The following is a 26,455-nucleotide window of genomic DNA, read 5'->3' on the forward strand; positions in this document are numbered from 1 at the left end:
GACAGTCGTCTTGTCCCGAGTGCTGCTCCGGCGAGTGATTCGGAGGGAGCCCACGGAGGGATTGCCCATCGAAGAAACCGACGTGAAATGTTCCCGATGTCCGAAATACGAGGTACATCAGCAAAATTCACCGGACGGCTCACCACCGACCCATCCGCCGACACCGCCGCTCCGAACCACCGGTTGCGTGATCCACCGCTCGGACGCACCGACGTGTCCGACACCAACCGCAGAGGAGTGCCATGACCCGCCTGATGACCGTCGAACGCGAAACGCTCCAGTCGTACCTGCCCGGTCTCGTCGACTACCTGGACCGCACGCCGTTGCTCGAACTCGAGCGCAGGGGCGGCGATGCGATCGGGCAGTTCCGGGACAGCGGCGGAACCGGTCTGACGATCCCCGCCGAGGAGGGCGGATTGGGCGCGTCTGCGCTGGAAGCTGTTCGCGTACAGCGGGCGATCGGAAGCCGTTCACCGTCCCTCGGGGCCGCGAGCACGATGCACCACCTGTCGCTGGCCACGTTGGGCGAGTTCGCGCGCGACTCGACGGAGGAGGACCGCGCGCTGGTGCGGTCACTGGTGGAACAGCGAACGGTGATCGCATCCGGCTTCTCGGAGGGTGTTCCGGGCGGCAGCGTCTTCGTCCCCACGATGCGCGCAGAGCGCCGCGGCGACACCTATGTGGTGAACGGCAGCAAGAAACCGTGCAGCCTGTCCACGTCGATGGACCTGCTCACGGCCAGCGTCGCAGTCGATTCCGGGGAACGCGCGATCGCGCTGATTCCCGCGACCGCGCCTGGGATCACGGTGCGCCCGTTCTGGGACAGCCCGGTGCTCGCCGGTGCCGAGAGCGACGAGGTGGTGCTCGAGGACGTCGAGGTTCCCGCCGACTTCGTGCTCCTCAACGGCGCCGACGACCCGGACGGCCGGCACGAGATGACCGGTTACCTGTGGTTCGGAATGCTCGTGAGCGCGAACTACCTGGGGGCGGCGAGCGCGCTGCTCGAACGCCTCCTCGCCGCCGACAAGGGCGACTTCGAGGGTTACACCCGTGCCGCCGCCGACATCGAGAACGGAATGGCGGCCGTCGAGAGCATCGCGCGTGCCGTCGACGCCGGCGAACGCGGACAGGACATCTCCGTTCGTCTTCTGCTGTGCCGCATATCCATCCGCGATGCCCTGGTCCGCGCGACCGCGGCCGCCGTCGAATCGCTCGGCGGCATCGCCTTCATCAAGTCCCCCGACGTCGCGTATCTCGCGGCAGCGATCCACGCCTTCGCATTCCATCCTCCGTCGCGCCGCTCGGTGTCCGAGTCCCTGGCCCGCTACCACGCCGGCGACGAGTTCGCGTTCGCGTAGCGAAGGCGAACCGTTGAACCGTCCCGGAATCGGCGGCCCGGGACGGACGTCACGTCAACTACCCACGAACGCCCCGAGCGAACCGAGATCGATCAGGACCGCCGACCCACTGCACGACGATCCGAAGGTCGAGGAAGAGACCGGGGTCGATGCTTCCGACCCGAGTCCCGTCTGCAGCGACCCGGACGTCGCGGAGCCGGTGGCGGCGCAGTCATCCGCTTCGGGCTCGGGCTCCTGCGCGGGCGCAGCCACGATCGCGAGCGTATGGTCCGCGCCGCCCGCGATCGCGGTGTACCGCAACCCTTCCGGAGCAGGATCGAACACGTATGCCCTCGCGGCCTCGTTCCACTCACCCCGCTGGCCGCTCCGGCTGCCGCCCCAGCCGACGATGCCGCCGTCCGACGTGAGTGCCAGGGAGTGGTCCCGGCCGGCAGCGACCGCGGTGAACGTCTGTCCGTCCGGCGGGTCCGGCGCCTCGTTCTGGCCGTATCGCGCGTAGCCGCCGGCGACGACCCGGCCGCCCGACGTCAGCGCCAGCGCATGCGACTCACCGGCCGCGATCGCGACGTACCGCTCGCCGTCGGGTGCGGGCGGTAGGTGCGTGTTCGACGTGTTGGTGCTGTTCGCCCAGTCCTTTCCGACTCCGACGACCTCGCCTGTCGAGGTCAGCGCGAGCGAGAAGTCCGCGCCGGCCGCGATCGCGGTGTACGTGCGGTCGGTCGGCAGATTCATCTCGTCGAACTCGTTGGTGCCGAACGCCCGCACCTGCCCGCTCTCGGTGAGGGCGAGGGAGTGCTCGTAGCCCGCGGCGATCGCCGTGAACCGCTCGGTGGAATCGGCCGGACCGGAGCACTGGCCGGCCGCGTCGCTGCCGAAGCACAGGACGTCGCCGGTCGAGGTCAGGGCCAGCGAGTAGTCCGGGCCCGCCGAGATCGCCGTGAACCGCGCCCCGTCCGGCGCGGGCGGAGGCGTCGACTGCGGGGCCGTCCCGGCACCCACGATCCGCCCCGACGACGTGAGCGCGATCGAGTGCTCGGTCCCCGCCGCGATCGCGGTGTAGGTTTCGCCGCCCGTCAGTGCTGGGAAATCGAGCTGCCCGTGGTCCGTCGGGGACTCGGGCCCGTCGGGCTCACCGCCCCACGCCCGGATCTCGCCGCCCGGTGTGACCGGCAGGCCGACGGGCGCGCCCATCGCCGGCGCCACGAGCGCCAGCATTCCCGCAACCGCGAGCGCAGGGGCCGCCAATCCCCGCGTCAGCCGACGTCGATTTCCGATCTCCACGTGCACGTCCTCCCGACGAGTCCGATGTGGCGCCGACGGGTACCCCCGTGCGGCACTCGCATCATGACGCGCCGAGGCGGCCGAATATCGACAATCGGACGAATTACCGCACGTGAGTGATGCTCCGCAGCAGATCGTTGAGGTGAGTGCACGTTTCGGGACCACGGAAGCTCCGACGGACGTCCGCATCGACGTCGGCCAGCGCAGTTCCGACCAGCCTTCCGACACTGGCCACGGCCCCCGGGCAGTCGAACCACGGCAACACCCGGGGCGTCGCCGCAGCCTCCCGCACGACGCCGGTCGCGGCGTCCGCGGTCACCGTGAGCTCGTACTCGTGGATCACCGTCTCGACGCCGTCGACGCGGACGTACGTGTCGCGGAACATCGCGTCGAAATGAAGCTCACCGTTCTCGATCCAGCGGTCGACGCGCCGACGCCGCCGCATCGCATGGATACCGAGCGGCGGCGGCGTGCGACCGAATGCGTCGTCGAGCGGAGGCGCGACGGGACCGTCCGCGACCGGGCTGCGCCCGCGCACGGCGATCGTGGTGATGAGCGCGCCGCCGTCCACGTACCCCGCGCACTGGTCGCCGACCGGCACGTAGCCGGTGCCGCCCGCGGCGGTGAGCGGGTCCAGTGCACGCTCAGCCGACACCGCGTGACCCGAGATCAGCGTGCCCAGCGGAACGTCGTCGAGCAATTGGGCGAGGGGTGCACCCACATCGGCGGCATCACCTGCGACGACGGCGCCGACCCGGCCCCGGAATCCCGCGATGGCCGACGAGCCGACGAGAGTCGCGAGTCCCGGCACATCGGGCGACGTCCGGATGTCGGTGAGAGTTCGGCCGTCGTGATAGTCCACGACGGCCTCGAGGGTCGCGGCGTCGCGAACCGACTCCGCAGCCCGCGCGTCGATCTCGAACTCCCACGCCCGCCCGCTCAATCGGAGCTCGCCTCCCGCACCACCCGGACGCGACAGGTCGAGGCGCGATACCAGCCGCACCGAGTTCGATCGAGCGACCGGCACACCGTCACGGGGTCCGCGAACGGCACCGTGCAACGCGGGATCCGGAGTGTTCTCGGTCATGGGATCGACCGTGCCCCATGCCGTGCGCGACGATCAAGCGCGAGTCTCATCGGGTGGAAGTGGAGGGTAGCCAATGTCCGGTGAGTTGCAGTTTGCAATGATCGTACGAAAGAGGTTTGTGGAGAGATGTCTCGAAGCCCGCCGCCGCCGTCGCGGGCATCGTGCGAACCGAGGCCGGGGGGTGGTTCCAGATGAGAGAGCGCCGACATAACGGCATTTCAGGTCCGATGCCGAGCCGCAGTTCGGCGTGGGCCCCGGCCCGCAAGCGACTACTCGCACGCCTGGACCGGAACTCGCCGATCACGGTGATCCGCGCCCCGCGCGGATTCGGCAAGATCGATCTCGTGGTGTCGTGGCTCAAGTCCTCCCGTTCGGAATATCGTGCGGTGCTGTGGATTTCCGCCGCTGCGGAGAACACCACATCGGAGAAGTTCTGGCGGTCCGCGATCGAGCGAATCCGGGCTGCGGGCATCATTGCGGGAGAGACCGATCCGTGGCCGGACGGCATGCCCGCAGCAGAGCAGGTCCGGGAGTACCTCGCCCACTGCGGAGCACCGGTACTGCTCGTCCTGGTCCGCATCGACCTGGTGGACGACGTCCGCATCGAGGACGAGGTACTGCACCTTCTCGATCGCTGCCACAACGTCAACATCGTCGCGACGGCGTGCGACAGGTCGCTGTTCGGAGACCCCGTCGTCATGGAGCCGACGCACGAACTGATCCTGGCGCGCGACCTGCTCTATACGCGCGAGGACGCCGAAGAACTGTTCGATCACGCCGAAATATCGCTCGAGGCTGGCGAACTGGACTACATCCGCGGCCGGGTCGGATCGCTGCCGGCGCTGATGCGGATCGCGGTCGTCGTCGCCAAGAACCTTCCCGATGCCCCGGAACGCCGCGAACTGCTTGCGCATCGCCTCGACGGAACGATCGCCCGATACGTGCAATCGACTGTGCTCGAACATCCTTCGATTGACGAAAGCCGCGACTTCGTCATCGCGGTCGCCACCGCGCGGATCATCACGGAGGAGATCGCACGACTGCTGACCGGCGCCGACGATGCCGTGCGACGCCTCGAGATTCTCGAAACCGCCGGAATCGTCAACCATTGTGAGACAACGGTCGAGGACGCCTGGGAGTTCGCGCCGGCAGTCCGCGACTGCCTCCTCGCGGCACAGGTGAAGGCGGGCATCGACCGGGACGAGAGGCTGACAGTTCTCGCGCGCCACGAGTTGCAGCGCGGACACATCGCGTCGGGACTCGGGTACGCGGTCGAAGCGAAGAACTGGGACTTCGCGCTCGATCTGATCACCAACCACTGGGTGAGACTGATCGACAGCCACTTCGGGCTACTGCGGTCGACGCTGAGCGACCTACCCGAAGAGCACCTCGACGCCCATCCCGCCGTCAAGGCCGGACGCGACCTGTTCACCCTCCTGGGCGCCCAGCCGACCATCCCCGCCGACGCGCTGCCCAGCCAGCCCGCGGCGCTCGAGCAACTCGGCACCACCGAGAAGGCGCGCGACGCCCTGAGCGTCGGGTGCGTCCAGACCCTGATGCTCCGCCTCGGCGGCGAGCACGAACGCGCAGCCGAGATGACCCGCCGGCTCACTCATCTGGTCCGCGGCGCACTCGACACCCGCCCCGACGACATCGCCGACCAGCTACCGGTGATGCGCCTGCAGTGGGGCATCACGTACGAACTCGCGGGCGCGTTCACGGAATCGGCGGTGGAGTTGCGGTTGGCACACCGTGGCGCATTGGCCCAAGGCGTCGGCTTCGTCGCCCGCAACGCGGCCGGCAACTCTGCCATGAACTGGGCGGTGATCGGCGAACCTCGACGCGCCGAGGAATGGATCGGACTCGAGGACGCGCACCCGGACCCCGACGGCTGGCTAGAGCCGATGGTCAAGGTGGGCGGACTCGTGGCCCGCACCCTGGTGGCACTCGACCGTCTCGACATCCCGGCCGCGGACCGCTGGCTCGACGAGCTGGGCGAGGCCTCCGAACGCGAAGAACTGTGGCCCTTCATCACTTTGGCGCACTGCCGCCACGCCCTGGCAACCGGTCAGGCGTACGCCGGCATGGCCGTCCTGCAGCGCGCCATCGCGTCGCACGCCGCCATCCTCCGCCCGGGTTCGACGGTCGCGGCGGTGATGACAGCGCTCGAGATCGAACTCCGCCTCGCCCTCGGCGAGGGCAACCGCGCCCTGTCGATGCTGGCCGAGCGCGAACTCAACCGTCCGATCCTGCTGGTCTCCGCCGCGCGCACCCACCTGCTCACCGGCAATCCCACGGCCGCCCTCACGCTGTGCCGCAAGTGTGATTGGTTCAGCTATCCGTTCACCCGCAGCCAACTCGACGCCCTGCTGATCGAGACGTCGGCGCACCGCGCGCTGGGCGAGCACGCCGCCGCCGCCCGGTCGTGGGCGCAGGCGGTCGCGATCGCGGACCGGACGGGACTCCTCGGGATGCTCACGACGGTCCCGCGAGCGCTGCTCGCCGACCTGGATGCGGCGGCGCGAACCCCGTCGACGGCTGTGGCCGCACTGCTCGCGACGGACGCCCGCGAGGTGTATCCCGCGGCCGTCCACCACGTGGAACTCACGGAACGTGAGCGAGCGGTCCTCGCCGAGCTCGCCCGCGGCCTGTCGACGCTCGAGATCGCCCGCACGCTGTTCGTGTCAACCAACACGGTCAAGAGCCAGTTGCGGACCCTGTACCGGAAGATCGACGCGCACTCGCGCGACGAGGCCCTCGAGATCGCCTACCGGACGGGTCTGATCGACTGAGCCCGATCGGCCCCGCGGCGCACCCCGCCCCTGCTTCAATCGGGTATGCCTGAAAGCGTCGGACGTCCGACGGGATCCCGGGCGACGTTGATCCTGGCGACGCTGTCGGCGGGACAGTTCCTGATGACGCTCGACAGTTCGGTCATGAACGTGTCGATGGCGATGGTCGCGTCCGACCTCGGCACCACGATCACCGGGATCCAGACGGCGATCACGCTGTACACGCTCGTCATGGCAACGCTGATGATCACCGGCGGAAAGATCGGCAGCATCATCGGTCGGCGCCGGGCATTCGGCATCGGCCTCGTCGTCTACGGCGCGGGTTCGCTGACAACGGCGCTGGCCCCGAACCTGGGGGTGCTCCTGCTCGGCTGGTCGCTGCTCGAGGGCCTCGGCGCCGCCCTGATCATGCCGGCGATCGTCGCCCTGGTCGCGGCCAACTTCCCGCCCGAGAAGCGTTCGAGCGCCTACGGTCTGATCGCCGCCTCGGGCGCCGTCGCGGTGGCCGCGGGCCCACTGATCGGCGGCGCCGTCACCACGTTCGCGTCGTGGCGGTACGTGTTCGCCGGCGAGGTCGTACTCGTCCTCCTGATCCTGCCGGTGCTGCGCCGGATAGAGGACGCCCCGCCGGCGCGGGCCCGACTCGACCTCGTCGGCTCGCTGCTGTCCATCGTGGGCCTGGGTCTGGTGGTGTACGGCGTGCTGCGGTCCGGCGAGTGGGGTTGGCTGCGCAGCCGCCCCGGCGGTCCCGAACTGCTGGGCCTGTCCCCGGTCTGCTGGCTCGTCCTCGCCGGTCTGCTGGTGGTCTACGCGTTCACCCGCTGGGAGGCGCGCCTGACGCACCGCGGCGGCGAACCACTGCTCGACACCCGCCTGCTGTCCAACCGCCAACTGTCCGGCGGGCTGACGATGTTCTTCGCACAGTTCATGATTCAGGCAGGTGTCTTCTTCACCGTCCCGCTGTTCCTGTCGGTCGTGCTCGAACTCAGCGCGCTGCAGACCGGAGTCCGCCTGCTTCCCCTGTCCGTCGCGCTGCTGCTGACCGCCGTCGGCATCCCCAAGGCCTGGCCGCACGCGAATCCGCGTCGGGTCGTCCGGCTGGGGTTGGCGTCGATGACCGTGGGCATCGCCATCCTGGCCGGCGGCATGGATCCGGGCGCGAACGCCGGGATCGTCGCGGTGCCGATGCTGCTGATGGGCCTCGGACTGGGCGCTCTCGCCTCCCAACTCGGCGCGGTCACGGTCTCCGCGGTGCCCGATGCGCGCAGCGCCGAGGTCGGTGGACTGCAGAACACCGCGACCAACCTCGGCGCTTCACTCGGCACCGCGCTCATCGGCTCGGTCCTGATCGCGACGCTGAGCGCCTCGATCGTCGCCGGCATCCAGAACGACCCGCGGGTACCGGACACCGTCCAGGAACAGGCCACCACGGAACTCGCGAGCGGCGTCCCGTTCCTCAGCGACACCCAACTGTCCGGCGCACTCGACGAGGCCGGCGTGGATCCGACGGTCGCGGACGCGGTCGTGTCGGCGAACACCGACGCCAGACTGGAGGCACTGCAGGCCGCGCTGTGGGTCGCGGCGCTGCTGACGGTCGCCGCCCTCTTCGGGACCGGACGCATCCCGCGGACGCCGGTCGGCGAGGACGAACACGCGTCCTGAGCCGTCGGGCGCCGAGCCGTCAGGTTCGGCGAATGTGCGGCGCCGGGACACCGATCAGCAGGCGGCGGGCCGCGTTCCAGGCCCGGTGGACCACCGCGGCGACGGCCTCGGTCTCCGCGCCGAGCACCCGGAGCCACGCACCGCACTCCTCCGGCAGGACGCTCACGCCGGCCCGGACCCCCTCCGCCGCGCCCTCGGTCGCACCGTGCAACACGTCGGCGAGCGCGATCCCGGTAGCCAGCGGGCTGATCACGTACAGCGTGCCCATGACGTCATGGTCGCCGAACACCGCCGGCCCGGTCACGCCGCCGTCCGCCGGCTGCAATCGGATGGTGTCGACCGCGAGCAGGGTGCCGTCGGGACGGACGACCTCGAGATCCGACGCGAAAACGTCGTACTCGTGCTTCTCGTCGCGTGCCAGACGTCCCGCGAGCACCGTCTCCCCGAGGATCACGGTGGCCGACGGGTCCACGGTCGCCGTGGTGCGCTGGTGCAGTCGCGCACCGCCGAACGGGATCAGCGGCTCGGGCAGGTATTCGACGAACGCGCCGGGACCCGCCCGCAACGTCACGGTCTGCGTCGCGTAGTCGGTGTCCATCCGTTGCACCTTCGTCGAGGCCTGCGTCGTCAGGTGCACCGAGGTGTCGGGGCCGCAGTCGATGTCGAGCCTCATCCGGTCGCCCTGGACCAGACCGCCGCCGGTCGACATCAGGTACACCACCGGCAGGTCGGGTCGCTCGGGATCGACGTACAGCGGTCGCATGATCTGCAGCGGCGGCCGCTGTCGATGCTGCGACAGTTCGGTCCGGCCGCCGACATGGACGAAGCCCAGTTCCAGAACGCCGTCCTTGCCGGGACTTCCGGCGGGCAGCGTCTCCGGTGTCCCCGCGTAGCCCGCCACGATCGCCGGGACGCCGGCGCCGTTCTCGGCCCCGGTCACGGTTGTCTCCGGAAGGTGTCGAGGAAGTCCGCGATCGCATCGAGGCCCTGCCCGGTGAGGCAGTTGGTCAACTGCACCGGACGCCCGCCGCGGACCCGGTACGCGTCGGACTCCATGACGGCGACGTCGGCGCGGACGTACTGCGCGATGTCGATCTTGTTGATCACCAACAGATCCGACTCGGTGATGCCCGGGCCCCGCTTGCGCGGCATCTTCTCGCCCTCGGCGGTGTCGAGCACGAACAGGAACAGATCGACCAGCACCGGACTGAACGTCAGGGTCAGGTTGTCGCCACCAGACTCGTAGAGCAGCGTGTCGACATCCGGAAACTGTTCCAGTAGTTCGGCTCCCGCTGCCAGGTTCATGGTCGGGTCGTCCCGGACCGCGGTGTGCGGGCACGCGCCGGTCTCCACGCCGACGACGCGAGCAGGATCGAGGATCCCGTCGAGCGTGCGCCGAACGTGCTCGGCGTCCTCCTGCGTGTAGATGTCGTTGGTGATCACCGCCGGCCGGTACCCCCGTGCGGTCAGCACCGGAACCAGCGCCTCGATCAGCGCGGTCTTGCCCGAACCCACCGGGCCACCGATCCCGACCCTGAGAACGTCGGTCATGCCATCTCCTTCCTCTGATGTCAGCTGACGAACAGGCGGGCGTCGGCCCGCTCGTGTCCGGCCGACATCACGTCGGCGACGGGCGTGCACCCGCCGAGGTCGTTCAGGTTGCGGCGCAGCGCCGCTGCCGTGACCTCCCCGATCACCGGGGCGGCGTCGGCGAGGATCCGTTGTGCTCGAATGTGATCGGTGAGCCGCAGGCGTAGCGCGGCACCGACGAGACTCGCCGAGAACGCGAAGAGGTCACCGGCCACGGCCTGCGCGACGTCCACCCCGCACGATGCCGCGACCACCCCGGTGACCACCGGCTGGGTGCCCGGGGAGCGCTTGGCCGCCACGTCCTCGGCGAACCGCTCGATGTCGTCGCGGCCGAACGTCTGGCGCGCGACCGAGAGCATCTGGTGCCCGGTCCGGGTGCACGCGCGCCGCAGCTCCCGGTTGAGCTTGGTGGCGTGCAGGCGCCGGTCCACCCGATGCAGCAACTCGCGGTTGCCGTCTCGAACGGCGTTGTGCGCGAGCGCCAGTGCCGTCGCGTCGGCGGGACCGACCGAGTGCCGCAGCAGATCGACCAGCACGTCCGGAAGCGTCTCCGGGGTCACCGATCCTGCCTGCGCGTACCCCTCGAGCCCGTGCGAGAGCGTGTAGAACCCGGCCGGGAACGCCGAGTCGGTGAGCTGCAGCGTCACCAGCAGTGCTGCCACGTCCGTCATGCCGGCCTCACACCACGTAGAACAGCTGGGTGAGCGGAAGCCGTTGCGCCGGTGCGATCGTCACCGTCTCGCCGTCGGCGCGGACATGGTAGGTGTCGGGGTCGACGGTGATGTGCGGCGTCGCGGTGTTGCGGACCATGTCCTTCTTGCCGACCGTGCGGCAACCGCGGACTGCCACGACCGGGCTCTGCAGCCCCAACTGCTCGGGCACACCGGCGTCCAGCGCGGCCTGCGACACGAACGTCAGACGGGTCGCCTTCATCGCGGCACCCAGTGCGCCGTACATCGGGCGGTACCGCACCGGCTGCGGCGTCGAGATCGACCCGTTGGGGTCCCCCATGAGCGACCAGCAGATCAGCCCGCCCTTGAGGACGAGACTCGGCTTGGCGCCGAACGAATGGACCGGCCACAGCACGATGTCGGCCAGCTTGCCGGGCTCGAGCGAGCCGACGTGGTCGGCGACACCCGCCGCGAGCGCCGGATTGATGGTGGTCTTCGCGACGTACCGCAGGATCCGGTTGTTGTCGTTGCGCGACGTCCCGTCCGCCGCGGTGTCCTCCGGCAGCGGTCCACGCTGGTCCTTGCAGTGATGCGCGGTCTGGATCGCGCGCGTCCACGTCTCCCCCACCCGGCCCATCGCCTGCGAGTCGGACGAGAAGATCGAGATGACGCCGTCGTCGTGCAGCACCGTCTCGGCCGCGATCGTCTCCGCCCGCACCCGGGAATCCGCGAACGAGACGTCCTCGGGGATGTCGTGCCGCAGGTGGTGGCACACCATCACCATGTCGAGCAGTTCGTCGACCGAGTTCACCGTGTACGGCAGCGTCGGATTGGTCGACGCCGGAAGCACGTTCGGCTCGCCGGCGACGCGCAGGATGTCCGGGGCGTGCCCGCCGCCCGCGCCCTCGGTGTGGAAGGTGTGGATGGTCCGGCCGCCGATCGCGGCGAGCGTGTCCTCGTAGAAGCCCGACTCGTTGAGGGTGTCGGCGTGGATCGCGACCTGGACGCCCATGTCGTCGGCGACGCGCAGTGCCGCGTCGATCGTCGCGGGCGTGGCGCCCCAGTCCTCGTGGATCTTGATCCCGCACAGTCCCGCCGCGATCTGTTCGGCCATCGCCTCCGGCAGCGACGTCGCCTTCCCGAGCAACCCGACGTTCACCGGCAGTTCCTCGACGGCCTGCAGCATCCGGCCGATGTGCCACGGGCCCGGCGTGCACGTGGTGCCCTTGCTGCCGTCGGCCGGGCCGGTGCCGCCGCCGATCATCGTGGTCACGCCGTTGCTGAGCGCCTCCTCCACCTGCTGAGGGGCCAGGAAGTGGACGTGGGTGTCCACGGCGCCGGCGGTCGCGAGGAGATGCTCGCCCGAGATCACCTCGGTGCCCGGGCCGATCACCAGGCCCGGGTCCACCCCGTCCTGCGTGCGCGGGTTACCGGCCTTGCCGATCCCCACGATGCGGCCACCCCGCACCCCGAGGTCACCCTTGACCACCCCGAGCACCCCGTCGAGCACGACGACGTTGGTGATCACCAGGTCGAGGGCGCCGGACGCGGCCGTCGCGGCGGGGTCCTGCGCCATGCCGTCCCGGATCGCCTTGCCGCCGCCGTACACCGCCTCGTCACCGAACGCACCGGCGTTGCAATCGCGTTCGACCTCGACGACCAGATTCGTGTCGGCGAGTGTGAACCGGTCACCGACCGACGGCCCGAACAGATCCACGTACGTGCGGCGCGGCAGAACGGTCGGATCGGGTTGCGGTCCGTCCGCAGCCCTACTGTCCGAATCGTCGGCGGCGGTGAGGAATCCACGCTCGACGGCTCGCCGGAACGCCCCATCGCGGACGTCCGGGTCGTCGAGCGCCGCCACACTGTCGCCGCCGCCGTCCACCAGTCCGGCGAATCCGGCAAGTTCCCGGGTGCCACCGAACGCGCACAGCAGCACGGTGCGGGTGTCGCCCGGTTCGAAGCGGACCGCCGTACCGGAGGCGATGTCCAGGTGCATCCCGTACGCGACCGCGCGGTCGAACCGCAGCGCCCGGTTGACCTCGAAGAAGTGGTAGTGCGAGCCCACCTGCACCGCGCGGTCGCCGACGTTCGACACGGTGACCACGACCCGCCGTCGGCCGGCGTTGAGGGGCACCGGCTCGTCGGCGTACAGGTACTTCGCTCCCTCCGTCATGAGGTGTCGTGTCCTTCCTGCGGGTCGGTCCCGCCGCTGCGAAAAACGAACGAAGAAGCCGACTCCCGGATTCCCGGGAGTCGGTGGGTGGTGTTCGGTGGCGCCTGGTGTCTCGCGCCTAATGCCCGTGGCCGTGGCCGTGGCCGTGACTTCCGCCCGGGCCGTGGCTGTGGGCGAAGCCGTGACCGTGCTCGGCGTCCAGTCCGTCGGCGATCCCGTCGTGCCCGTGCGCCAGGTCGTGCAGGGCGTCGGCCACCCGGGCGGCGACGACGCCACGCAGTGCGGCGTCGCCGAGCAGGGGCCCGCCGTACCCGGTCCCGAACGGCAGAGGGGGTCCCGCACCCAGCCAGGCCGGGAGGACGGTCACCTCGCGGGCCCCCAATCGACGGCACCGGTCGATGCCGTCGTCCAGGCCGGGATCACCGCCCAGCAGAGCCACCTCCACCAGGGAGGAAGATCCGAATTGTCGCACCAGCCGCGCGATTCGGAACAGCTCGGCGTCCTCGAACGGGCTGCCCGCCGGTGCGGCGACCAGGAACGCGTCGGACGGCGACGTCGCGGCGCGGCCGCGCAGCCACCCGATCAGGTGATCCGCCGTCCCCAACGGGGACGCCAGCACCAGCGGGACCGAATTCGATTCCCTGCGCGCCCAACTCAGTCCGCGGGCCGCATCCGCGACCAGACCCGGGTCGCGCCCGAGTGTCATCGGCACGACACACACCGGGTCGGTGGACCCTGTCCGGGCGGTGTCGATCGCCTCGGTCAGGGCGCGCCCACCTGCGACGACGGTCCAGTCGGGATCGACGGAGCGCAGGTAGCCGGCGTCGGGACACTCGTGCCCACACACGAGGATGGTGTTCACGGCGGCCACGGCTCACCCGCCGATCGGGTCGTGGCACGACACCAGTTTGGTGCCGTCGACGAAGGTGGCCTCCACCTGGACGAGTTGCGTCATGTCGCGCACACCGGGCATCACGTCGTTGCTGGTCAGTACCTGCCGACCGGCCTCCATGCACTCCGCGACGGTCCGGCCGTCCCGGGCGCCCTCGACGACGGCCTCGCTGATGAGCGCGACCGCCTCACCGTGATTGAGCTTCAGCCCTCGGTCTCGACGACGCCGTGCGAGGTCGGCCACGACATGGATGTAGAGCTTGTCCATTTCGCGGGGACTGAGGTTCATGGCGGCACGGTCCGTTCCCATCCCCGAGGGGATGTCTCGTTGGTGGGTACCGCGAACCAGGAGGAGCGAGCGAGACGATCGGTCGCGAGCGCGTGCAGCAGCTTCGGTTCCTGGAATCTGGCGGTGCCCAACATCTTACAGATTCGGGCCGAGCTATCAAGCTCGGCCCGTCCCCGCGGGAATGCCCTGTTGAGAGGGGGTGCCCGACACCACCTTGCATTCGGAATGTGTCCGTACCGAGTCGAATTCGGCGATCCGACTTGCGCGGCACTGCTACCTTCTCATCTGAACAGCCGCACATATATCGGCCTCGTTCCCCCTTCTCCACATCCACCCTCGGGAGGATCATGAAACTCGTTCCAGCTCTTTCCCTTTTCTCGCTCGTACCGATTGTCCTGGTCGGATGCACCGCACCGGCGGCGTCGCAGAGCAGCGACGGCACCGCACTCGTCCTCGCCGACGGCTACGAACTGGGCAACTACAACCCCGTCGCCGGCTTCGGCGAGGCGGGTGAGGCCAAGGTCTACGACGGCCTGGTCCGGATCACCGGCGGCCAGGACACCGGCATCCCGGCGCTCGAGCCCGCGCTCGCGGCGGAGATGCCGGTCCCCGACGCCGATGCGAAGGTGTGGACCGTCACGGTCCGCGAGGGCGTCCGCTTCACCGACGGCACCACGTTCGGGCCCGAGGACGTCGTCGCGACCTACCGCGCCATCCTCGACCCCGCGTCGGCGTCGCCGCTGGCCACGTCGTACGACATGCTCGAGTCGGTGCAGGCCACCGGCCCGGACACCGTCGAGTTCCGGCTCGCGTACCCGTACGCGCCGTGGCCCACCAAACTCCTGCTCGGGATCGCGCCGTCCGAACGACTCACCGGCGGACCGGCCGAGCAGTCCCCGCTCAACAGCGAACCGGTGGGCACGGGGCCGTACAAGCTGGTGTCGCTGCGCGCCGACCAGGCGGTGTACGAGGCCAACGACGACTACTGGGACGGCGCGCCGCAGGTGAAGAAGCTCACCGTGGTCTACGTGCCGGACGACAACGCCCGCGCGCAGCGGATGGCGGCGGGAGAACTCGACGGCGCCAACATCCCACCGCTCCTGGCGAACACGTTCGCCGACCGCGACGGGTACGAGGTGGTCGCCAACACGTCCGCGGACTGGCGGGGAGTCACGCTGCCCGCCGACAACCCGGCCACCGCCGACCCCGCCATGCGCATGGCGCTCAACCTGGCCGTGGACCGGGACGCGATGGTGACGAACATCCTGGGCGGCCACGGCCGGGCCGCGTCGACCCCGGTGCCCGAGGTGTACGGCGACGCCTACGAGGCGGGCGCCGGCTTCCCGTTCGACCCGGCCCGCGCGGAGCAGGTCCTCGGCGACGCCGGCTGGGTGCCGGGTCCCGACGGGGTCCGCGGCAGGGACGGCGTCCGCGCCGAGTTCACCGTCATGTACTTCCCGCAGGACACGCTGCGTCGGGACCTGTCGCAGGCGTTCGCCTCGGACGCGTCGAAGATCGGGGTGCGGGTGAACGTCGAGGCCGTGGACCGCGGCGTCTTCCCCGACCAGCTCACCGGCAAGGCCGGGCTGCTCGGCGGCGGCGACCTACCGTACGACCCGGACACCCAGCTGTACTCGACGCTGCACTCGTCGTACGCGCAGCCCGGCGTCGGCAGCGGCTACGACAATGCGTCCGACTACGTGAACCCGCAGATCGACCGCGCCCTCGACGACGCCCGCCGCAGCATCGACCCCGCGACCCGCGCCGCCGAGTACCGCGCGGTGCAGAACGCCTACGTCGCCGATCCCGGCTACGTGATGCTGGTGTTCCTCGATCACACGTACGTGGTGCGCAGCAGCGACTGGACCGGCCGGGCGCCGATCCTCGAGCCGCACAGTCACGGCGTCAACTGGGGCCCGTGGTGGAACCTGCGGGAGTGGACCCGTCCGTGACGACGACGTCCGCCCCACCGGAGGCTGCGGCCGCCACACGGCGCAGCCTCCGTACCCGGCGCCGCGAGGTGGCCCGAATGGCGCTGCGCCGGGCGGCCTTCGCGGTGCCGCTGCTGATCGTGGTGTCGGCGGCACTGTTCGCGCTGGCGTCGCGCTCGCCGTTCGATCCCCTCGCCGGCTACCTCGGCGACCGCTACATGACCACGAGCGACGCCGACCGCGCGCGCCTCGCCGACGAACTGGGTCTGCACGACCCGTGGTGGGCGACGTACGGGCACTGGGTGAGCGGGCTGTTCTCCGGCGATCTCGGGGTCTCCCGCAGCTTCGGTCAGCCGGTGGCGGCGGTGATCGGCGAACGACTGCCGTGGACGCTGTTGCTCACGTGCCTGGGTATGGGCCTGGCGGTGGTCGTGTCGTTCGTGCTCGGGGTGTGGTCCGGTGCGCGGCCGGGCGGCCTGCTGGACCGGGTGGTGGCGCCGCTCGCGTCCGTCGTGCAGGCCACGCCGCCGTTCGTGCTGTCCCTCGGCGCCGTGGCGATCTTCGCGCTCTCGCTCGGGTGGCTGCCGGTCGCGGGGCTCACCGACGCCGGTGCCGACCCGACGTTCGGGCAGGTGGCCGAGCACCTCGTACTGCCGGTGACCGTGCTGGCGGTGTCGCAGGTGCCGTGGCTGGCGATGTCGGTGCGGCAGTCGGTGCGCGACGCGATCGGGTCGGACGCCGTGCGCGGAGCCCGGGCCCGTGGCATCCCGGAGCGGACGATCCTGCTCCGGCACGTCGTCCCGGTCGCGCTGGGGCCGTTCGTGACCGTGATCGGCCTGCGCCTACCGGAGATCATCGTCGGCGCGGCGATCGTCGAGGAGGTGTTCTCGTGGCCCGGTATCGCCGGGGCCGTGGTCACGTCCGCCCGTGAACTCGACTTCCCGTTGCTCGCGGCCCTCACCGTCGGCACGACCCTGATCGTGCTGATCGGCTCGCTGCTCGCCGATGTCACGCTGACCCTGCTGGATCCGCGGGTGAGTGCCGATGGGTAGGTTCGCGCGCCTCGACCGACGGCTGCTCGTGTCGGCGGTCGTGTTGACCGCGATCGTCGCGTACGCGCTGCTGGTGCCGTGGCTCGCGGGCGTCGACGACCGGCTCACGAACTTCGCCGACGCCCGGCTGGCCCCGAGCGCCGAACACTGGTTCGGCACCGACAACGCCGGACGCGACCTGTTCGTCCGGGTGGCCGCCGGACTGCGGGTGTCGCTGCTCATCGCCGCGGTGTGCGCCGTCGTGTCCACCGTCCTGGGCACCGGGATCGGCGTCACCGCAGCGACTTTCGGTGGATGGACCGACCGGATCGTGATGCGGGCGGTCGACGGCATCAACGCGCTCCCCCATCTGCTGCTGGGCATCGTCATCGTCGCACTGTTCCGCGGCAACATCCCCGCGATCATCGCGTCGATCGCCCTGACCCACTGGACGCAGGTGGCCCGCATCGCCCGTTCCGAGGTCCTCGGGGTGCGCGGACGCGAGTACGTCGACGCCGCGCACCTGGCCGGCGCCGGCCGGTGGCACGTGATGCGGCACCACCTGGCGCCGGCCGCGGCCGGGCAGGCGCTCATCGCCGTCGTGCTGCTGCTGCCGCACGCCATCTGGCACGAAACCACGCTGTCGTTCCTCGGCCTCGGCCTGCCGCCACATCAGCCGTCGCTGGGAACGCTTCTGCAGGAAGCACGTTCGACGCTCCTGCTCGGAGGATGGTGGACCCTGGTGTTCCCGTCGCTGCTGCTGATCGCCGCGACCCTGGCCGTCGCCGGCATCGGTGCCACGCTGCGCGATCGGATCAGCCCACCGATCCTGGAAAGGACCCCGCGATGACCGCCACGCTCACCGTCGACGCGCTCACCGTCCGGATCCCGGTCCGCGCCGGCACCGTGCACGCCGCCACCGATGTCGGCCTGACGCTCGAGTCCGGACGCATGCACGCCCTCGTCGGCGAATCCGGCTGCGGCAAGTCGATCGTCGCGTCCGCGATCAGTGGCCTGCTGCCGTCGAACGCACGCGGGTCCGGGTCGATCCGACTGACGGCCGGCGGCGACGAGGTCGAGATCGTGGGTGCCCCGGAACGGCTCCTCCGCACCGTCCGCGGACGCCGGATCGCCCTCGTCCCGCAGTCCGCGGCCACGTACCTGACGCCGGTCCGGACCGTGGGCACCCAGCTCGTCGAAACCCTCCGGCATCTCGAAAGCCGGCACAGTGCAGCCGAACTCCTCGACCGGGTCGGGCTCGCGCCGGAGTGCCGGGACCTGTACCCGCACGAACTGTCCGGCGGGATGGCACAGCGGGCCGCGATCGCGTTCGCGCTCGCCGGCGACCCGGAGGTGATCGTCGCGGACGAGCCGACGTCGAGTCTCGATCCCGACCTCACCGAACGGATCCTGACGCTGCTGGACGGCTGCGCGGCCGCGGGCGCGGCCGTCCTGCTCATCACGCACGACATCACCGCCGCCCGGCGACATGCCGACACGGTGTCGGTGATGTACGCCGGACGGATCCTCGAATCCGGTCCGGCTGCAGCTGTTCTCGACGACCCGTGGCACGACTACACCAAGGACCTGATGGCCGCCCTGCCCCGCAACGGACTGCGCCCCATGCCGGGCACACCACCCGAACTGACCAACCTGCCCGACGACTGCGTCTACCACCTGCGCCGCCCCGACACCGCGTTCTCGGGCGGACCGACGCACCTCGTCCGCACCGGGGCGCGCGTGGTCCGCGCTCGCGTCGGAGGTGGAGCGTGAGCCTCGTCGCCGAGAACGTCCGGGCAGGCCACCGGCCGGACTCCCCCGTGCTCGACGGCACGGGGATCGAGATCCCGCGCGGGCGGACGCTCGGGCTCACCGGGCCGTCGGGCGCCGGGAAGACGACCCTGGCCCGGGTGTGCGCGCTGCTGCACCGTCCCTGGTCGGGCCGGGTGAGCGTGGACGGCGTCGCGGTGTCCCGCCGCGCCGACGCGCCACCCGAAATCCGGCGCGCCGTCGCGATGCTGTTCCAGTCCCCGCGACAGTCGACATCGCCACGGCTGACGCTCGAACGGATCGTCGCGGAACCCCTGGTGCTCGCCCGGGTGCCGCGGACCGAACGCGCGGACGTCGTGCGCGCCGCGGCCGCGCGGGTGGGCCTCACGGCGGACCTGCTGATCCGACGCCCACACCAGGTGAGCGACGGACAGCTGCAACGTGCCTGCCTGGCAAGGGCTCTGGTGCAGCGTCCGCGCTACCTGATCTGCGACGAGATGACCTCGATGCTCGATCCGGCGACCACCGCGGCCCTCGTCGCGGTGCTGCGCGAGGAGACGAACGCCGGACTGGGCGTGCTCGCCGTCAGCCACGACCACGCCCTGCTGGACGCGTGGGCCGACGAGGTCGTCGAACTGCCCGTCAGCCCCGGCGCGCGTACTCCGTGACCGCTACCCCGGACCGGAACGTGCGGGTGTCGACCACGTCGAACGCCGCGGGGCGGTAGGCGCCAGGCGCGAACAGCGGAACGCCGGCACCGAACAGCAGCGGATGCCGCTTGACGACGAGCCGGTCGATCTCGTCGACGAGCAACGATGCCAGCGTTCCGCCGCCGCACAGCCAGATGTCCGCTCCGGGTTGCCGCTTGAGCTCCCGCACGGCTGCCACCGGATCGGCGTCCGTCACGACGAGACTCTCGGCGTCGGCGGTGTTGTTGCGCGAGAACACGATCTGGCGCAGGTGCCGGTACGGGCTCGTCAGGCCGGCGGGCAGGCCCACCGCATAGGTGTTCCACCCCATGAGCACGGTGTCGAACCCGGTGCACGACTGCGCGATACCCAGGTACGCGGCGCCGTCGGTGGGCAGCGCGTCGGGGAAGCGCGCGAGGTCGGCCATGTGGTCGCCTTCGAGGTCGAAGGCGTCGAACTGCCCCTCGGGACCGGCGATGTAGCCGTCGAGACTGGCGGCGACGTAGTACACGAGTTCACGCATTCCCACTCCAATCACTACAACTGTTGTGGATGGAAATGTACAACACATGTAGTGGTTCGGCTAGCATGTCGACATGGTTCGCAACGACGAGCGGCGGCAGGTGCTCGCCGACGCAGGCCTGGCCGTGCTCGCCAACCAGGGCGCCCGGGGGCTCACCCACCGCGCGGTCGACCGCGCGGCCGACGTGCCGCTGGGGACGACGTCGAACTACTTCCGCAGCCGCGATGCCCTGGTCGCCGGACTGGTGGAACGGATCGGCGAACGGCTGACGCCCGATCCGAACGTGCTCGCCGCGCTGTCCACCCGAGAGCCGAGCAGAGAGTTGTTCGCCGACTACGTCCGCGACATCGTCCGGCGGCTCACCGAGAACCGCGACGTGACCCTCGCACTGTTCGAACTGCGCCTCGAGAGCGCCCGCAACCCGAACGTCGCGGCGATGATGTCCGACTGGGGCCGAACGGGTTTCGAGGCAGACGTGGCCTTCAACACCTCTGCGGGACTACCTGGCAGCGCGCACGAGATCGCGCTCTTCCACTACGCCGTCGACGGACTGATCCTGGACCGGCTGACGACGCCACTGATGCCCGGCACCTCGACGGACGAGATCGTCGACGCGCTCGTCGCCGGCCTACTCCCGTCGTAGTCGCCGGTAACCGACTGCCGGGCAGTCAGTTCCGGCGCATCGTCCCGGTCTGCTCGAAGCGCTCGTGGAACGAGAGCGCCTCGCCGAGCAGATGCGGGGTGTGCCCGGACAACGGGGAGTGCTCGGCCCGATCGACGTAGTCGAGCAGCATCGCCCGGTAGTCCGGGTGGGCGCACTTGTCGATCACCACGCGGGAGCGCTTGCGCGGCGACAGGCCACGCAGGTCGGCGAGTCCCTGCTCGGTGACGAGGACCTGGACGTCGTGCTCGGTGTGGTCGACGTGCGGGACCATCGGCACGATCGACGAGATCGCGCCGCCCTTGGCGGTCGACGGGCTCAGGAACATCGACAGGTAGCCGTTGCGGGCGAAGTCACCGGACCCGCCGATCCCGTTCATGATCCGGGTGCCCATCACGTGCGTCGAGTTCACGTTGCCGTAGATATCGGCCTCGAGCATGCCGTTCATCGCGATGATGCCGAGGCGCCGGACGACCTCCGGATGGTTACTGATCTCCTGCGGCCGCAACACGATGTGCTTGCGGTAGAAGTCGATGTTCGACACCAACTCGTCGATGCCGGCCTCGGACAGCGCCAGCGACGTCGCCGACGCGTACCGCACGGTGCCGTGCTTGATGAGGTGCAGCATGCCGTCCTGGATCACCTCGGAGAAGCAGGTGAGTCCCTTGTGCGGTCCGGCGTCGAGGCCCTGCAGCACGGCGTTCGCGACGTTGCCGATGCCCGACTGCAGCGGCAGCAGACCGTCGGCGGGCAGGCGCCCCTTCGAGACCTCGTACTCGAAGAAGTCGAGCACATGTGCGGCGATGGCCTGGCTGACGTCGTCGGGCGGGGTGAGGGGGCTGGCGCTGTCTCGCGCGTTGGTCTCCACGACCGCGACCACCTTGTTCGGATCCACCTTCAGGGTGGTCTGGCCGATGCGGTCCTCGACCGAGGTGATCTGGATGGGCTTGCGGTACGGCGGCAGAGCGGTGCCGTAGTAGACGTCGTGGATGCCGGTCATCGCCTCCGGGACCCACGAGTTGACCTCGAGGATCACCTTGTCGGCGACGTCCAGCCAGGTCTTGTTGTTGCCGATCGACGCCGACGGGATCAGCTCACCGGCCTCGGTGACACCGGCGACCTCGACGACGGCCACGTCGACGTTGCCGTAGTAGCCCTCCCAGACCTGCTGCGCGACGTGCGACAAGTGGATGTCGACATAGTCCATGCGGCCCTTGTTGATGCTCCGGCGCGCGGTCGGCTCCGACTGGTACGGCATGCGCAGCGAGATGCCGTCGACCTCGGCGAGGAGGCGTTCGGTGCCCGCGGACACCGACGCGCCCGTCAGGAGGTTGATGGTGAAGTTCGACCCGGCACCGCGGACGGCGTGGATGCGATCGGCGAGGGCCGGGATGATCGCCTTCGGCGTGCCGGCGCTCGCGAAGCCGCTGATCGCGACGGTGTCGTGCGGGTGGATGAACTCGACGGCCGCCGCGGCGGAGGTCACCTTGTTCCGGAAAACCGAGCTACGGATCCGCGTCGAGCCCGAAGTCGGGGTCGGCTGCGATCCGGATTCATCCACGTGCGTCACAGTGACAAGGCTAACTCTCGACACGCCGGTGAATTGCCGGCCTCGAGTACCCGAAATGCTCCTGACATGGGATTTTCACCCCTGGTCGCGTGTTCGGGGTCGGTGATCCGGCCATTTCGTGCGACGAGCGCGCCGGTTGCCGCGACGAACAGCATTCTCCAGTTCAACTGAACACCCAGTTTGCAAGAACCATGTAAGCGGCGGTGCCACCGACGATGCTGAGCAACGCGTGCGATCGCCACAGGTGCAGACCGACCGTCACGGTGAGCGCCACCCCGGCCGGCACCAGCGACGCGGGTGCCATCGACACGTTCCGCAGGGTGTAGACCGCGAGGATCAGCATGATGCCCACCGGCATGTGCGCGCCGAGATAGTGGACGAGCGCCGACGAGCGCAGCGGGGCGATCACCGCGAACGGCACCGCCCGCAGCGCGAACGTCACACCCATGATCACGGCCAGGGCGGCGAGCAGGTAGGAGACGTCAGGCATCGACGGACCCCCGGCGGCGCTGCCACACGAATCGGGCGAGCAGCGCGACGACGAACAGGCTCATCGCGACCACCAGCATCTGATCGCGTGCGACGACGAGCGCGATCAGCGCACTCAGCAGCGCCAGGATCGGGGTCGGGACGTCCCGCCGGACCCGGAACGCGTCCACCGCCAGCACCACGAACAGCGCGGTGAGCGCGAAGTCCAGTCCGTCGAGCTGCATCGGCAGGGCACTGCCGACGAGGGCGCCGGCCACGCCGCCCAGCACCCAGTACAGCTGGCAGAACACCTGGATGAGGATCACCCGGCGACCGCTCAGCGACTCCGGATCCTTCGTCGCGGCCACGGCGTACGCCTCGTCGGTGAGCGCGTACATGCTGTACAGACGCGCCCCCTTTCCGCGGACGCGATGCAGGGGAAAGGACAGCGCGTAGAAGACGTGCCGGAAATTGACGAGCAGCGTCGTCATCGCGATCGACGCGAGCGGTGTCACGGCGAGCACGAGGCCGATCGCGAGGAACTCGAGCGAACCCGCGTAGATGGTCAGCGAGAAGATCGGCGCCCACCACCAGTGGAAGCCGGACTGCACCAGCAGCAGGCCGAACGCCAGACCCAGCGGGAACAGCCCGAAGCCGACGGAGACGGTGTCACGGGCGGCGGCCCGAAGGTCCGACCGGCGGGCGTCGCCGGCCGAGACGTCGAGGCCCTGATCGGCAAACGCGCTGGTCACGCAGCAATAATAGTGCTCGTCGCGCAGCAGTTGATTGCCAGATATTGCCTCCGGAGACCACCTGGCGCAATATTCTGCTGTGGATGATCTGGATCGCGCAATATTGCGCGAGCTGCGCGTCAACGGACGCCTCACGAACGCCGAGCTGGCCGAGCGCGTCGGCCTCACCCCGTCGCCGTGCCTGCGCCGGGTCCGACGCCTCGAGGCCGACGGCGTCATCGCCGGATACCAGGCCGTCGTGGACCCGGACGCCGTCGGACGCGGCTGCGAGGTGATCGTCAACGCCGAGATCGTCTCGCAGGACCGCAAGACCGTCGAGGCGTTCGAGTCGCAGGTCGGCGCGTTCGACGAGGTGGTCGAGTTCCGCCGGATGATCGGACTGCCCGACTACTTCATCCGCGTCGCGGTCGCCGATCTCAACGCCTTCGAGGTGTTCCTGCGGACCAAGCTGATGGAACAGCCCGCGATCTCCAAGATCGAATCGCACCTGACGATGAAGAAACTCAAGGGCTAGACCTTCTCCTCGGCAGACCAGAGCAGTCCGAGCGACGCCGCCGTCTCCAACGCGTCGTCGCGGGAGTTGACGCCGAGCTTGCGGTACAGGCTGCGCATGTGCGACTTGAGAGTGTTGAGCGAGACGAACATCCGAGCGGCGATGTCCGCGACCCGGCGTCGGCTCGCCAGCTCGTGCAGGACTTCGAGCTCCCGGTCGGTGAGGTGAACGGTCCGGATCGAGGCCCGGAACACCGTCGGTGCGGTGCACAGGTCGACGCCCAACGCGGCCAGACGCACCCGATGCCCGCCCGCCACGACCCAGTCGCGGGCAGCGGGCAGGAGCGTCAGGAAGGGACGCACGGCCCCCGACATCTCCGCGAGCGACAGAGCGCGCTGCAGCGCGCTCTCGGCGACGTCGTAGCGCCCCAGTTCGACCGCCGCCGTGACCGTGATCAACAGGGCCTCGAGCAGAACCCGCGGGGACGTGCCGGGCCCCGCCGTCAATCGCGTCGCCGCGGCGAGCGCGTCCGCGGACTCCCCCGCGAGTTGCAGCAGCCGGGCACGGGCCAGCTTTTCGAGCAGTCCGTCGCCGACCGGCGGCACGACGCGTGCGGGGTCGGTGTTGCCCGCCGCGCAATGCAGGTCGATCACAACCGCGCCGAGCAGGCCTCGGGCGACCGAATCCCCCGTGAACCAGCGGGCACGGATCGACGTCTCGCGCTCGATCCGGTCCAGACCGGCCACGGGATTTCCGGACAGGAGTGCCAATTGGCAGTGCGCGTACGTCACGAACGCCCACAGTTCCTCGGTGTCCTGGATCTCCCCCAGCTCGTCGAGGGCGAGCCGCGCCCCGTCGGCATCTGCCCGTTCGACTGCGGTCAGCGCCGCCGCGACCAGGCCGGCCACCCGCACTCGCGGCGCGATCCATGCCGGCGCCTCACCGTACCGCGACTCTCGCTCGATCCACTCGGTGGCCTTGAGAACGTCGCCGGCCAGCGCATAGCCGAGCGCCCGCGCGCCGGCGGCGTTGCGCGCAACGAAGTCGATTCCGACGAACTCCGCCCGACGACACGCACGACGAAAGTTGTCGTCGGCCAAGGCCATCGATCCCGCCAGCAAATGCGTCACGGCCCACTGCAGGTGCAGGATCGCCATCGCTGAACCGACCGTCTCGGCTTGCGCGGCGACCGCGACCGAACCCAAATCCTGCAGCCTGACGCACAATTCGCTCGCCTCGGCGAATCGTCCCCCGACTCGGAGGATCATCGCCTGCGTGGTGCCGACCGCCAGGCGGTCGAAAGCCGCATCCGACCGACCGATCTCCGCGAGGGCGTCCGGATCGACCGGAAGCGGGTCCGGGAAACTCACGAGCTCGGCGCCGAGTGCGGTGAACGCCACCGCGCCGACCTTCAGCGCGAGATCACCCGCGAGGACGTCGGGGGGAAGCTCCCGGAAGACCCGGAGCATCAGATGCCAATGATCGGATACAGCCACCGCCCAGTGCCGGCGCACCAGACTCACCACGTGCGGCCAGTTCTCCTTTTCCAAGGCGGCAGTGAGGAGTTCACCGATGAGAGCGGGCTCACCGCTCGTCCCGTTCCGAGCTGTTACACCGCGGGATGACGAACCGGGAAACACTCACACACCTTCTCACCCCAGAAATCACACTTTTCAAGACCCGAGCTTATACAGAACGGTCGTTACCTTCGCGACGTAGCCGATGTCGGGATCGGCTGCGGAAGGGATCCAAGTGGTGCACGCAGGCAGACGAACCGTCTCCGAATGGACGTTCGAGGGACCGGAGGGCCTCGCAGGCTTTCGTCGTCGCGTTCGCGTCGACGTCCGACGCCCGGACCAGTTCCTCGCACGCGGCGTGACGGCCGCGCTCGCCACCGCCACCGTCACCCGGATGACCCTGTCGCCGCAGCGCCAGGCGGGAATCGAACACCACAGGCCCGGACAGGTCAGCGCCTGCGTCGTGGTCACCGGCGCCGCAACGGTCACCACGGGCGCTCGGGTCACCCGACTGGGCCGAGGACAGGGCTACTTCGCTTCCGGACGTCCCTGGGACGCAATCGATGTCACGGAACAGGCCGGGCTGGTGACGATCGAAGCACCCCGGACAACGCTCGCCGAACACAACCTGTCGACAGGCGCGCGACGGTTCCTGGGCGGATGGCGCCTGCCCGAACCATCGCTGTGGATGCTCGAATCGCTGTGCGAGTGGCTGTCGGTGCCGTCGATGGAGTTCAGTTGCGACTCGATCCGGGCGGCAGAGTCCGCCCTGCTGAAGTTGTTCGGGACGACGACCCACGACGCCAGTCGTCAGGTGGCAGCCGCTACAGACGCCTCGTCGTCGATCCACCACGACGCCCTGCGCATCATCGCCGCCGAGTTCCGCGACACGGATCTCAACGCGCCGGCAGTGGCCAAGCGCCTCGGGGTGTCACTGCGAACACTGCATCGCGCCTTCGAATCTCGATCCGCATCGATCTCGACGGAGATCCGCAGCAGGCGAATCGAATACGCGGAGAGCCTCTTGCAGGGAACCCGGCACGGCCACCTGACACTGGCCGAGATCGCCCGACTCTGCGGGGCCCCGTCACTCGCCTATCTGAGGATGGGAATCAGGGACAAGCACAACGTCAGTCCCACTCAACTGCGAACCATGTGGTCGAGCGCCGAGTCCGCCGTCGGTGATACGGCGCTTCGCTGACGCGAAGCGCACGCCCGCAGAGCGAATGGGGCCGGATCGCAACTGGGGGTTG

The 26,455-nt window shown here is 69.7% G+C and carries 24 protein-coding genes; 11 read left to right on the top strand and 13 right to left on the bottom strand.

Going from position 1 to position 26,455, the window contains the following annotated elements; all coding sequences use genetic code 11:
* Positions 1 to 242: 242 nt before the first annotated feature.
* Complete coding sequence (locus LCL87_RS07575; RefSeq protein WP_225018289.1) at positions 243 to 1,358, top strand: acyl-CoA dehydrogenase family protein; 1,116 nt, start codon at positions 243 to 245, stop codon at positions 1,356 to 1,358.
* 54 nt (positions 1,359 to 1,412) lie between these two features.
* On the opposite strand, the gene LCL87_RS07580 is transcribed toward LCL87_RS07575, so the two are convergent.
* Positions 1,413 to 2,639 (bottom strand): RCC1 domain-containing protein, encoded by a 1,227-nt coding sequence (locus LCL87_RS07580; protein WP_225018291.1) that lies wholly within the window; start codon positions 2,637 to 2,639, stop codon positions 1,413 to 1,415.
* A 103-nt stretch (positions 2,640 to 2,742) separates the two neighbouring features.
* Positions 2,743 to 3,726, bottom strand: a complete 984-nt coding sequence (locus LCL87_RS07585; protein ID WP_225018293.1) for a DUF2889 domain-containing protein — start codon at positions 3,724 to 3,726, stop codon at positions 2,743 to 2,745.
* Between the two features lie 227 nt (positions 3,727 to 3,953).
* On the opposite strand from LCL87_RS07585, the gene LCL87_RS07590 reads away from it, so the two are divergent.
* Together LCL87_RS07590 and LCL87_RS07595 are read left to right on the top strand one after the other, a co-directional pair.
* Positions 3,954 to 6,518, top strand: coding sequence for a LuxR C-terminal-related transcriptional regulator (locus tag LCL87_RS07590; RefSeq protein ID WP_225018295.1), 2,565 nt, complete (start codon positions 3,954 to 3,956; stop codon positions 6,516 to 6,518).
* A gap of 45 nt (positions 6,519 to 6,563) precedes the next feature.
* A complete protein-coding gene (locus tag LCL87_RS07595; RefSeq protein ID WP_225018297.1) occupies positions 6,564 to 8,180 on the top strand; it encodes an MFS transporter in 1,617 nt (538 codons plus the stop codon).
* A 19-nt stretch (positions 8,181 to 8,199) separates the two neighbouring features.
* Here the strand turns inward: LCL87_RS07595 and LCL87_RS07600 are convergent, their stop codons facing one another.
* The 6 genes from LCL87_RS07600 to LCL87_RS07625 form a co-directional block, all read right to left on the bottom strand.
* Positions 8,200 to 9,120 carry an urease accessory protein UreD gene (locus tag LCL87_RS07600; protein WP_225018299.1) on the bottom strand — a complete coding sequence of 307 codons (921 nt, stop codon included), beginning with the start codon at positions 9,118 to 9,120 and terminating at the stop codon, positions 8,200 to 8,202.
* A complete protein-coding gene (ureG, locus tag LCL87_RS07605; RefSeq protein WP_225018302.1) occupies positions 9,117 to 9,731 on the bottom strand; it encodes an urease accessory protein UreG in 615 nt (204 codons plus the stop codon). The genes LCL87_RS07600 and ureG overlap by 4 nt, the downstream gene beginning before the upstream one ends.
* Before the next feature lie 20 nt (positions 9,732 to 9,751).
* Positions 9,752 to 10,441, bottom strand: a complete 690-nt coding sequence (locus LCL87_RS07610) for an urease accessory UreF family protein (protein ID WP_225018304.1) — start codon at positions 10,439 to 10,441, stop codon at positions 9,752 to 9,754.
* A gap of 7 nt (positions 10,442 to 10,448) precedes the next feature.
* Positions 10,449 to 12,617, bottom strand: coding sequence for an urease subunit alpha (gene ureC, locus LCL87_RS07615; protein ID WP_225018306.1), 2,169 nt, complete (start codon positions 12,615 to 12,617; stop codon positions 10,449 to 10,451).
* A gap of 118 nt (positions 12,618 to 12,735) precedes the next feature.
* On the bottom strand, positions 12,736 to 13,488 hold the full coding sequence (locus tag LCL87_RS07620; protein ID WP_225018308.1) for a sirohydrochlorin chelatase: 753 nt from the start codon (positions 13,486 to 13,488) through the stop codon (positions 12,736 to 12,738).
* Positions 13,489 to 13,491: 3 nt separating this feature from the next.
* Positions 13,492 to 13,797, bottom strand: coding sequence for an urease subunit gamma (locus LCL87_RS07625; protein ID WP_225018310.1), 306 nt, complete (start codon positions 13,795 to 13,797; stop codon positions 13,492 to 13,494).
* Between the two features lie 347 nt (positions 13,798 to 14,144).
* On the opposite strand from LCL87_RS07625, the gene LCL87_RS07630 reads away from it, so the two are divergent.
* The 5 genes from LCL87_RS07630 to LCL87_RS07650 all read left to right on the top strand — a co-directional run bounded on the left by LCL87_RS07630 (position 14,145) and on the right by LCL87_RS07650 (position 19,197).
* Entirely contained in the window at positions 14,145 to 15,749 is a 1,605-nt protein-coding gene (locus LCL87_RS07630) for an ABC transporter substrate-binding protein (protein ID WP_225018312.1), read from the top strand.
* A 77-nt stretch (positions 15,750 to 15,826) separates the two neighbouring features.
* Complete coding sequence (locus LCL87_RS07635) at positions 15,827 to 16,780, top strand: ABC transporter permease (protein WP_225018335.1); 954 nt, start codon at positions 15,827 to 15,829, stop codon at positions 16,778 to 16,780.
* The gene (locus tag LCL87_RS07640; protein ID WP_225018314.1) at positions 16,773 to 17,609 is read left to right on the top strand and encodes an ABC transporter permease; all 837 of its coding nucleotides are present in this window, start codon (positions 16,773 to 16,775) and stop codon (positions 17,607 to 17,609) included. The genes LCL87_RS07635 and LCL87_RS07640 overlap by 8 nt, the downstream gene beginning before the upstream one ends.
* Positions 17,606 to 18,532, top strand: a complete 927-nt coding sequence (locus LCL87_RS07645; RefSeq protein WP_225018316.1) for an ABC transporter ATP-binding protein — start codon at positions 17,606 to 17,608, stop codon at positions 18,530 to 18,532. Before LCL87_RS07640 ends, LCL87_RS07645 begins: the two co-directional genes overlap by 4 nt.
* On the top strand, positions 18,529 to 19,197 hold the full coding sequence (locus LCL87_RS07650) for an ATP-binding cassette domain-containing protein (protein WP_225018318.1): 669 nt from the start codon (positions 18,529 to 18,531) through the stop codon (positions 19,195 to 19,197). Before LCL87_RS07645 ends, LCL87_RS07650 begins: the two co-directional genes overlap by 4 nt.
* Here LCL87_RS07650 and LCL87_RS07655 read toward each other — a convergent pair.
* A complete protein-coding gene (locus LCL87_RS07655; RefSeq protein WP_225018320.1) occupies positions 19,172 to 19,741 on the bottom strand; it encodes a dihydrofolate reductase family protein in 570 nt (189 codons plus the stop codon). The genes LCL87_RS07650 and LCL87_RS07655 overlap by 26 nt on opposite strands.
* A gap of 73 nt (positions 19,742 to 19,814) precedes the next feature.
* Between LCL87_RS07655 and LCL87_RS07660 the strand changes: the two genes are divergently transcribed.
* On the top strand, positions 19,815 to 20,384 hold the full coding sequence (locus LCL87_RS07660; RefSeq protein ID WP_225018322.1) for a TetR/AcrR family transcriptional regulator: 570 nt from the start codon (positions 19,815 to 19,817) through the stop codon (positions 20,382 to 20,384).
* Between the two features lie 25 nt (positions 20,385 to 20,409).
* On the opposite strand, the gene scpC is transcribed toward LCL87_RS07660, so the two are convergent.
* From scpC to LCL87_RS07675, 3 genes are all read right to left on the bottom strand, one after another.
* A complete protein-coding gene (scpC, locus tag LCL87_RS07665; RefSeq protein ID WP_225018337.1) occupies positions 20,410 to 21,915 on the bottom strand; it encodes a succinyl-CoA:acetate CoA-transferase ScpC in 1,506 nt (501 codons plus the stop codon).
* Between the two features lie 220 nt (positions 21,916 to 22,135).
* Entirely contained in the window at positions 22,136 to 22,462 is a 327-nt protein-coding gene (locus tag LCL87_RS07670; RefSeq protein WP_225018323.1) for an AzlD domain-containing protein, read from the bottom strand.
* Positions 22,455 to 23,192 carry an AzlC family ABC transporter permease gene (locus LCL87_RS07675; protein WP_225018324.1) on the bottom strand — a complete coding sequence of 246 codons (738 nt, stop codon included), beginning with the start codon at positions 23,190 to 23,192 and terminating at the stop codon, positions 22,455 to 22,457. The genes LCL87_RS07670 and LCL87_RS07675 overlap by 8 nt, the downstream gene beginning before the upstream one ends.
* A 79-nt stretch (positions 23,193 to 23,271) precedes the next feature.
* Between LCL87_RS07675 and LCL87_RS07680 the strand changes: the two genes are divergently transcribed.
* Positions 23,272 to 23,706: an Lrp/AsnC family transcriptional regulator gene (locus LCL87_RS07680; RefSeq protein WP_225018325.1), complete on the top strand. Its 435-nt coding sequence runs from the start codon at positions 23,272 to 23,274 to the stop codon at positions 23,704 to 23,706.
* On the opposite strand, the gene LCL87_RS07685 is transcribed toward LCL87_RS07680, so the two are convergent.
* On the bottom strand, positions 23,703 to 25,211 hold the full coding sequence (locus LCL87_RS07685) for a helix-turn-helix transcriptional regulator (RefSeq protein ID WP_225018326.1): 1,509 nt from the start codon (positions 25,209 to 25,211) through the stop codon (positions 23,703 to 23,705). The two genes, LCL87_RS07680 and LCL87_RS07685, sit on opposite strands and share 4 nt — an antisense overlap.
* Positions 25,212 to 25,440: 229 nt before the next feature.
* Here LCL87_RS07685 and LCL87_RS25810 point away from each other — a divergent pair, with 229 nt between their 5' ends.
* Complete coding sequence (locus tag LCL87_RS25810; RefSeq protein WP_225018327.1) at positions 25,441 to 26,403, top strand: helix-turn-helix domain-containing protein; 963 nt, start codon at positions 25,441 to 25,443, stop codon at positions 26,401 to 26,403.
* Positions 26,404 to 26,455 lie beyond the last annotated feature (52 nt).

Source organism: Prescottella equi, from assembly GCF_020171745.1.
In the GTDB taxonomy this organism is placed as follows: domain Bacteria; phylum Actinomycetota; class Actinomycetes; order Mycobacteriales; family Mycobacteriaceae; genus Prescottella; species Prescottella equi_A.

Bases quoted from the DNA above. Each gene is read 5' to 3' on its own strand.
- LCL87_RS07575 (WP_225018289.1), top strand. From the start codon at position 243: ATGACCCGCCTGATGACCGTCGAACGCGAAACGCTCCAGTCGTACCTG.
- LCL87_RS07585 (WP_225018293.1), bottom strand. From the start codon at position 3,726: ATGACCGAGAACACTCCGGATCCCGCGTTGCACGGTGCCGTTCGCGGA.
- LCL87_RS07590 (WP_225018295.1), top strand. From the start codon at position 3,954: ATGCCGAGCCGCAGTTCGGCGTGGGCCCCGGCCCGCAAGCGACTACTC.
- LCL87_RS07595 (WP_225018297.1), top strand. From the start codon at position 6,564: ATGCCTGAAAGCGTCGGACGTCCGACGGGATCCCGGGCGACGTTGATC.
- ureG (WP_225018302.1), bottom strand. From the start codon at position 9,731: ATGACCGACGTTCTCAGGGTCGGGATCGGTGGCCCGGTGGGTTCGGGC.
- LCL87_RS07610 (WP_225018304.1), bottom strand. From the start codon at position 10,441: ATGACGGACGTGGCAGCACTGCTGGTGACGCTGCAGCTCACCGACTCG.
- ureC (WP_225018306.1), bottom strand. From the start codon at position 12,617: ATGACGGAGGGAGCGAAGTACCTGTACGCCGACGAGCCGGTGCCCCTC.
- LCL87_RS07625 (WP_225018310.1), bottom strand. From the start codon at position 13,797: ATGAACCTCAGTCCCCGCGAAATGGACAAGCTCTACATCCATGTCGTG.
- LCL87_RS07630 (WP_225018312.1), top strand. From the start codon at position 14,145: ATGAAACTCGTTCCAGCTCTTTCCCTTTTCTCGCTCGTACCGATTGTC.
- LCL87_RS07635 (WP_225018335.1), top strand. From the start codon at position 15,827: ATGGCGCTGCGCCGGGCGGCCTTCGCGGTGCCGCTGCTGATCGTGGTG.
- LCL87_RS07640 (WP_225018314.1), top strand. From the start codon at position 16,773: ATGGGTAGGTTCGCGCGCCTCGACCGACGGCTGCTCGTGTCGGCGGTC.
- LCL87_RS07645 (WP_225018316.1), top strand. From the start codon at position 17,606: ATGACCGCCACGCTCACCGTCGACGCGCTCACCGTCCGGATCCCGGTC.
- LCL87_RS07655 (WP_225018320.1), bottom strand. From the start codon at position 19,741: ATGCGTGAACTCGTGTACTACGTCGCCGCCAGTCTCGACGGCTACATC.
- LCL87_RS07660 (WP_225018322.1), top strand. From the start codon at position 19,815: ATGGTTCGCAACGACGAGCGGCGGCAGGTGCTCGCCGACGCAGGCCTG.
- LCL87_RS07670 (WP_225018323.1), bottom strand. From the start codon at position 22,462: ATGCCTGACGTCTCCTACCTGCTCGCCGCCCTGGCCGTGATCATGGGT.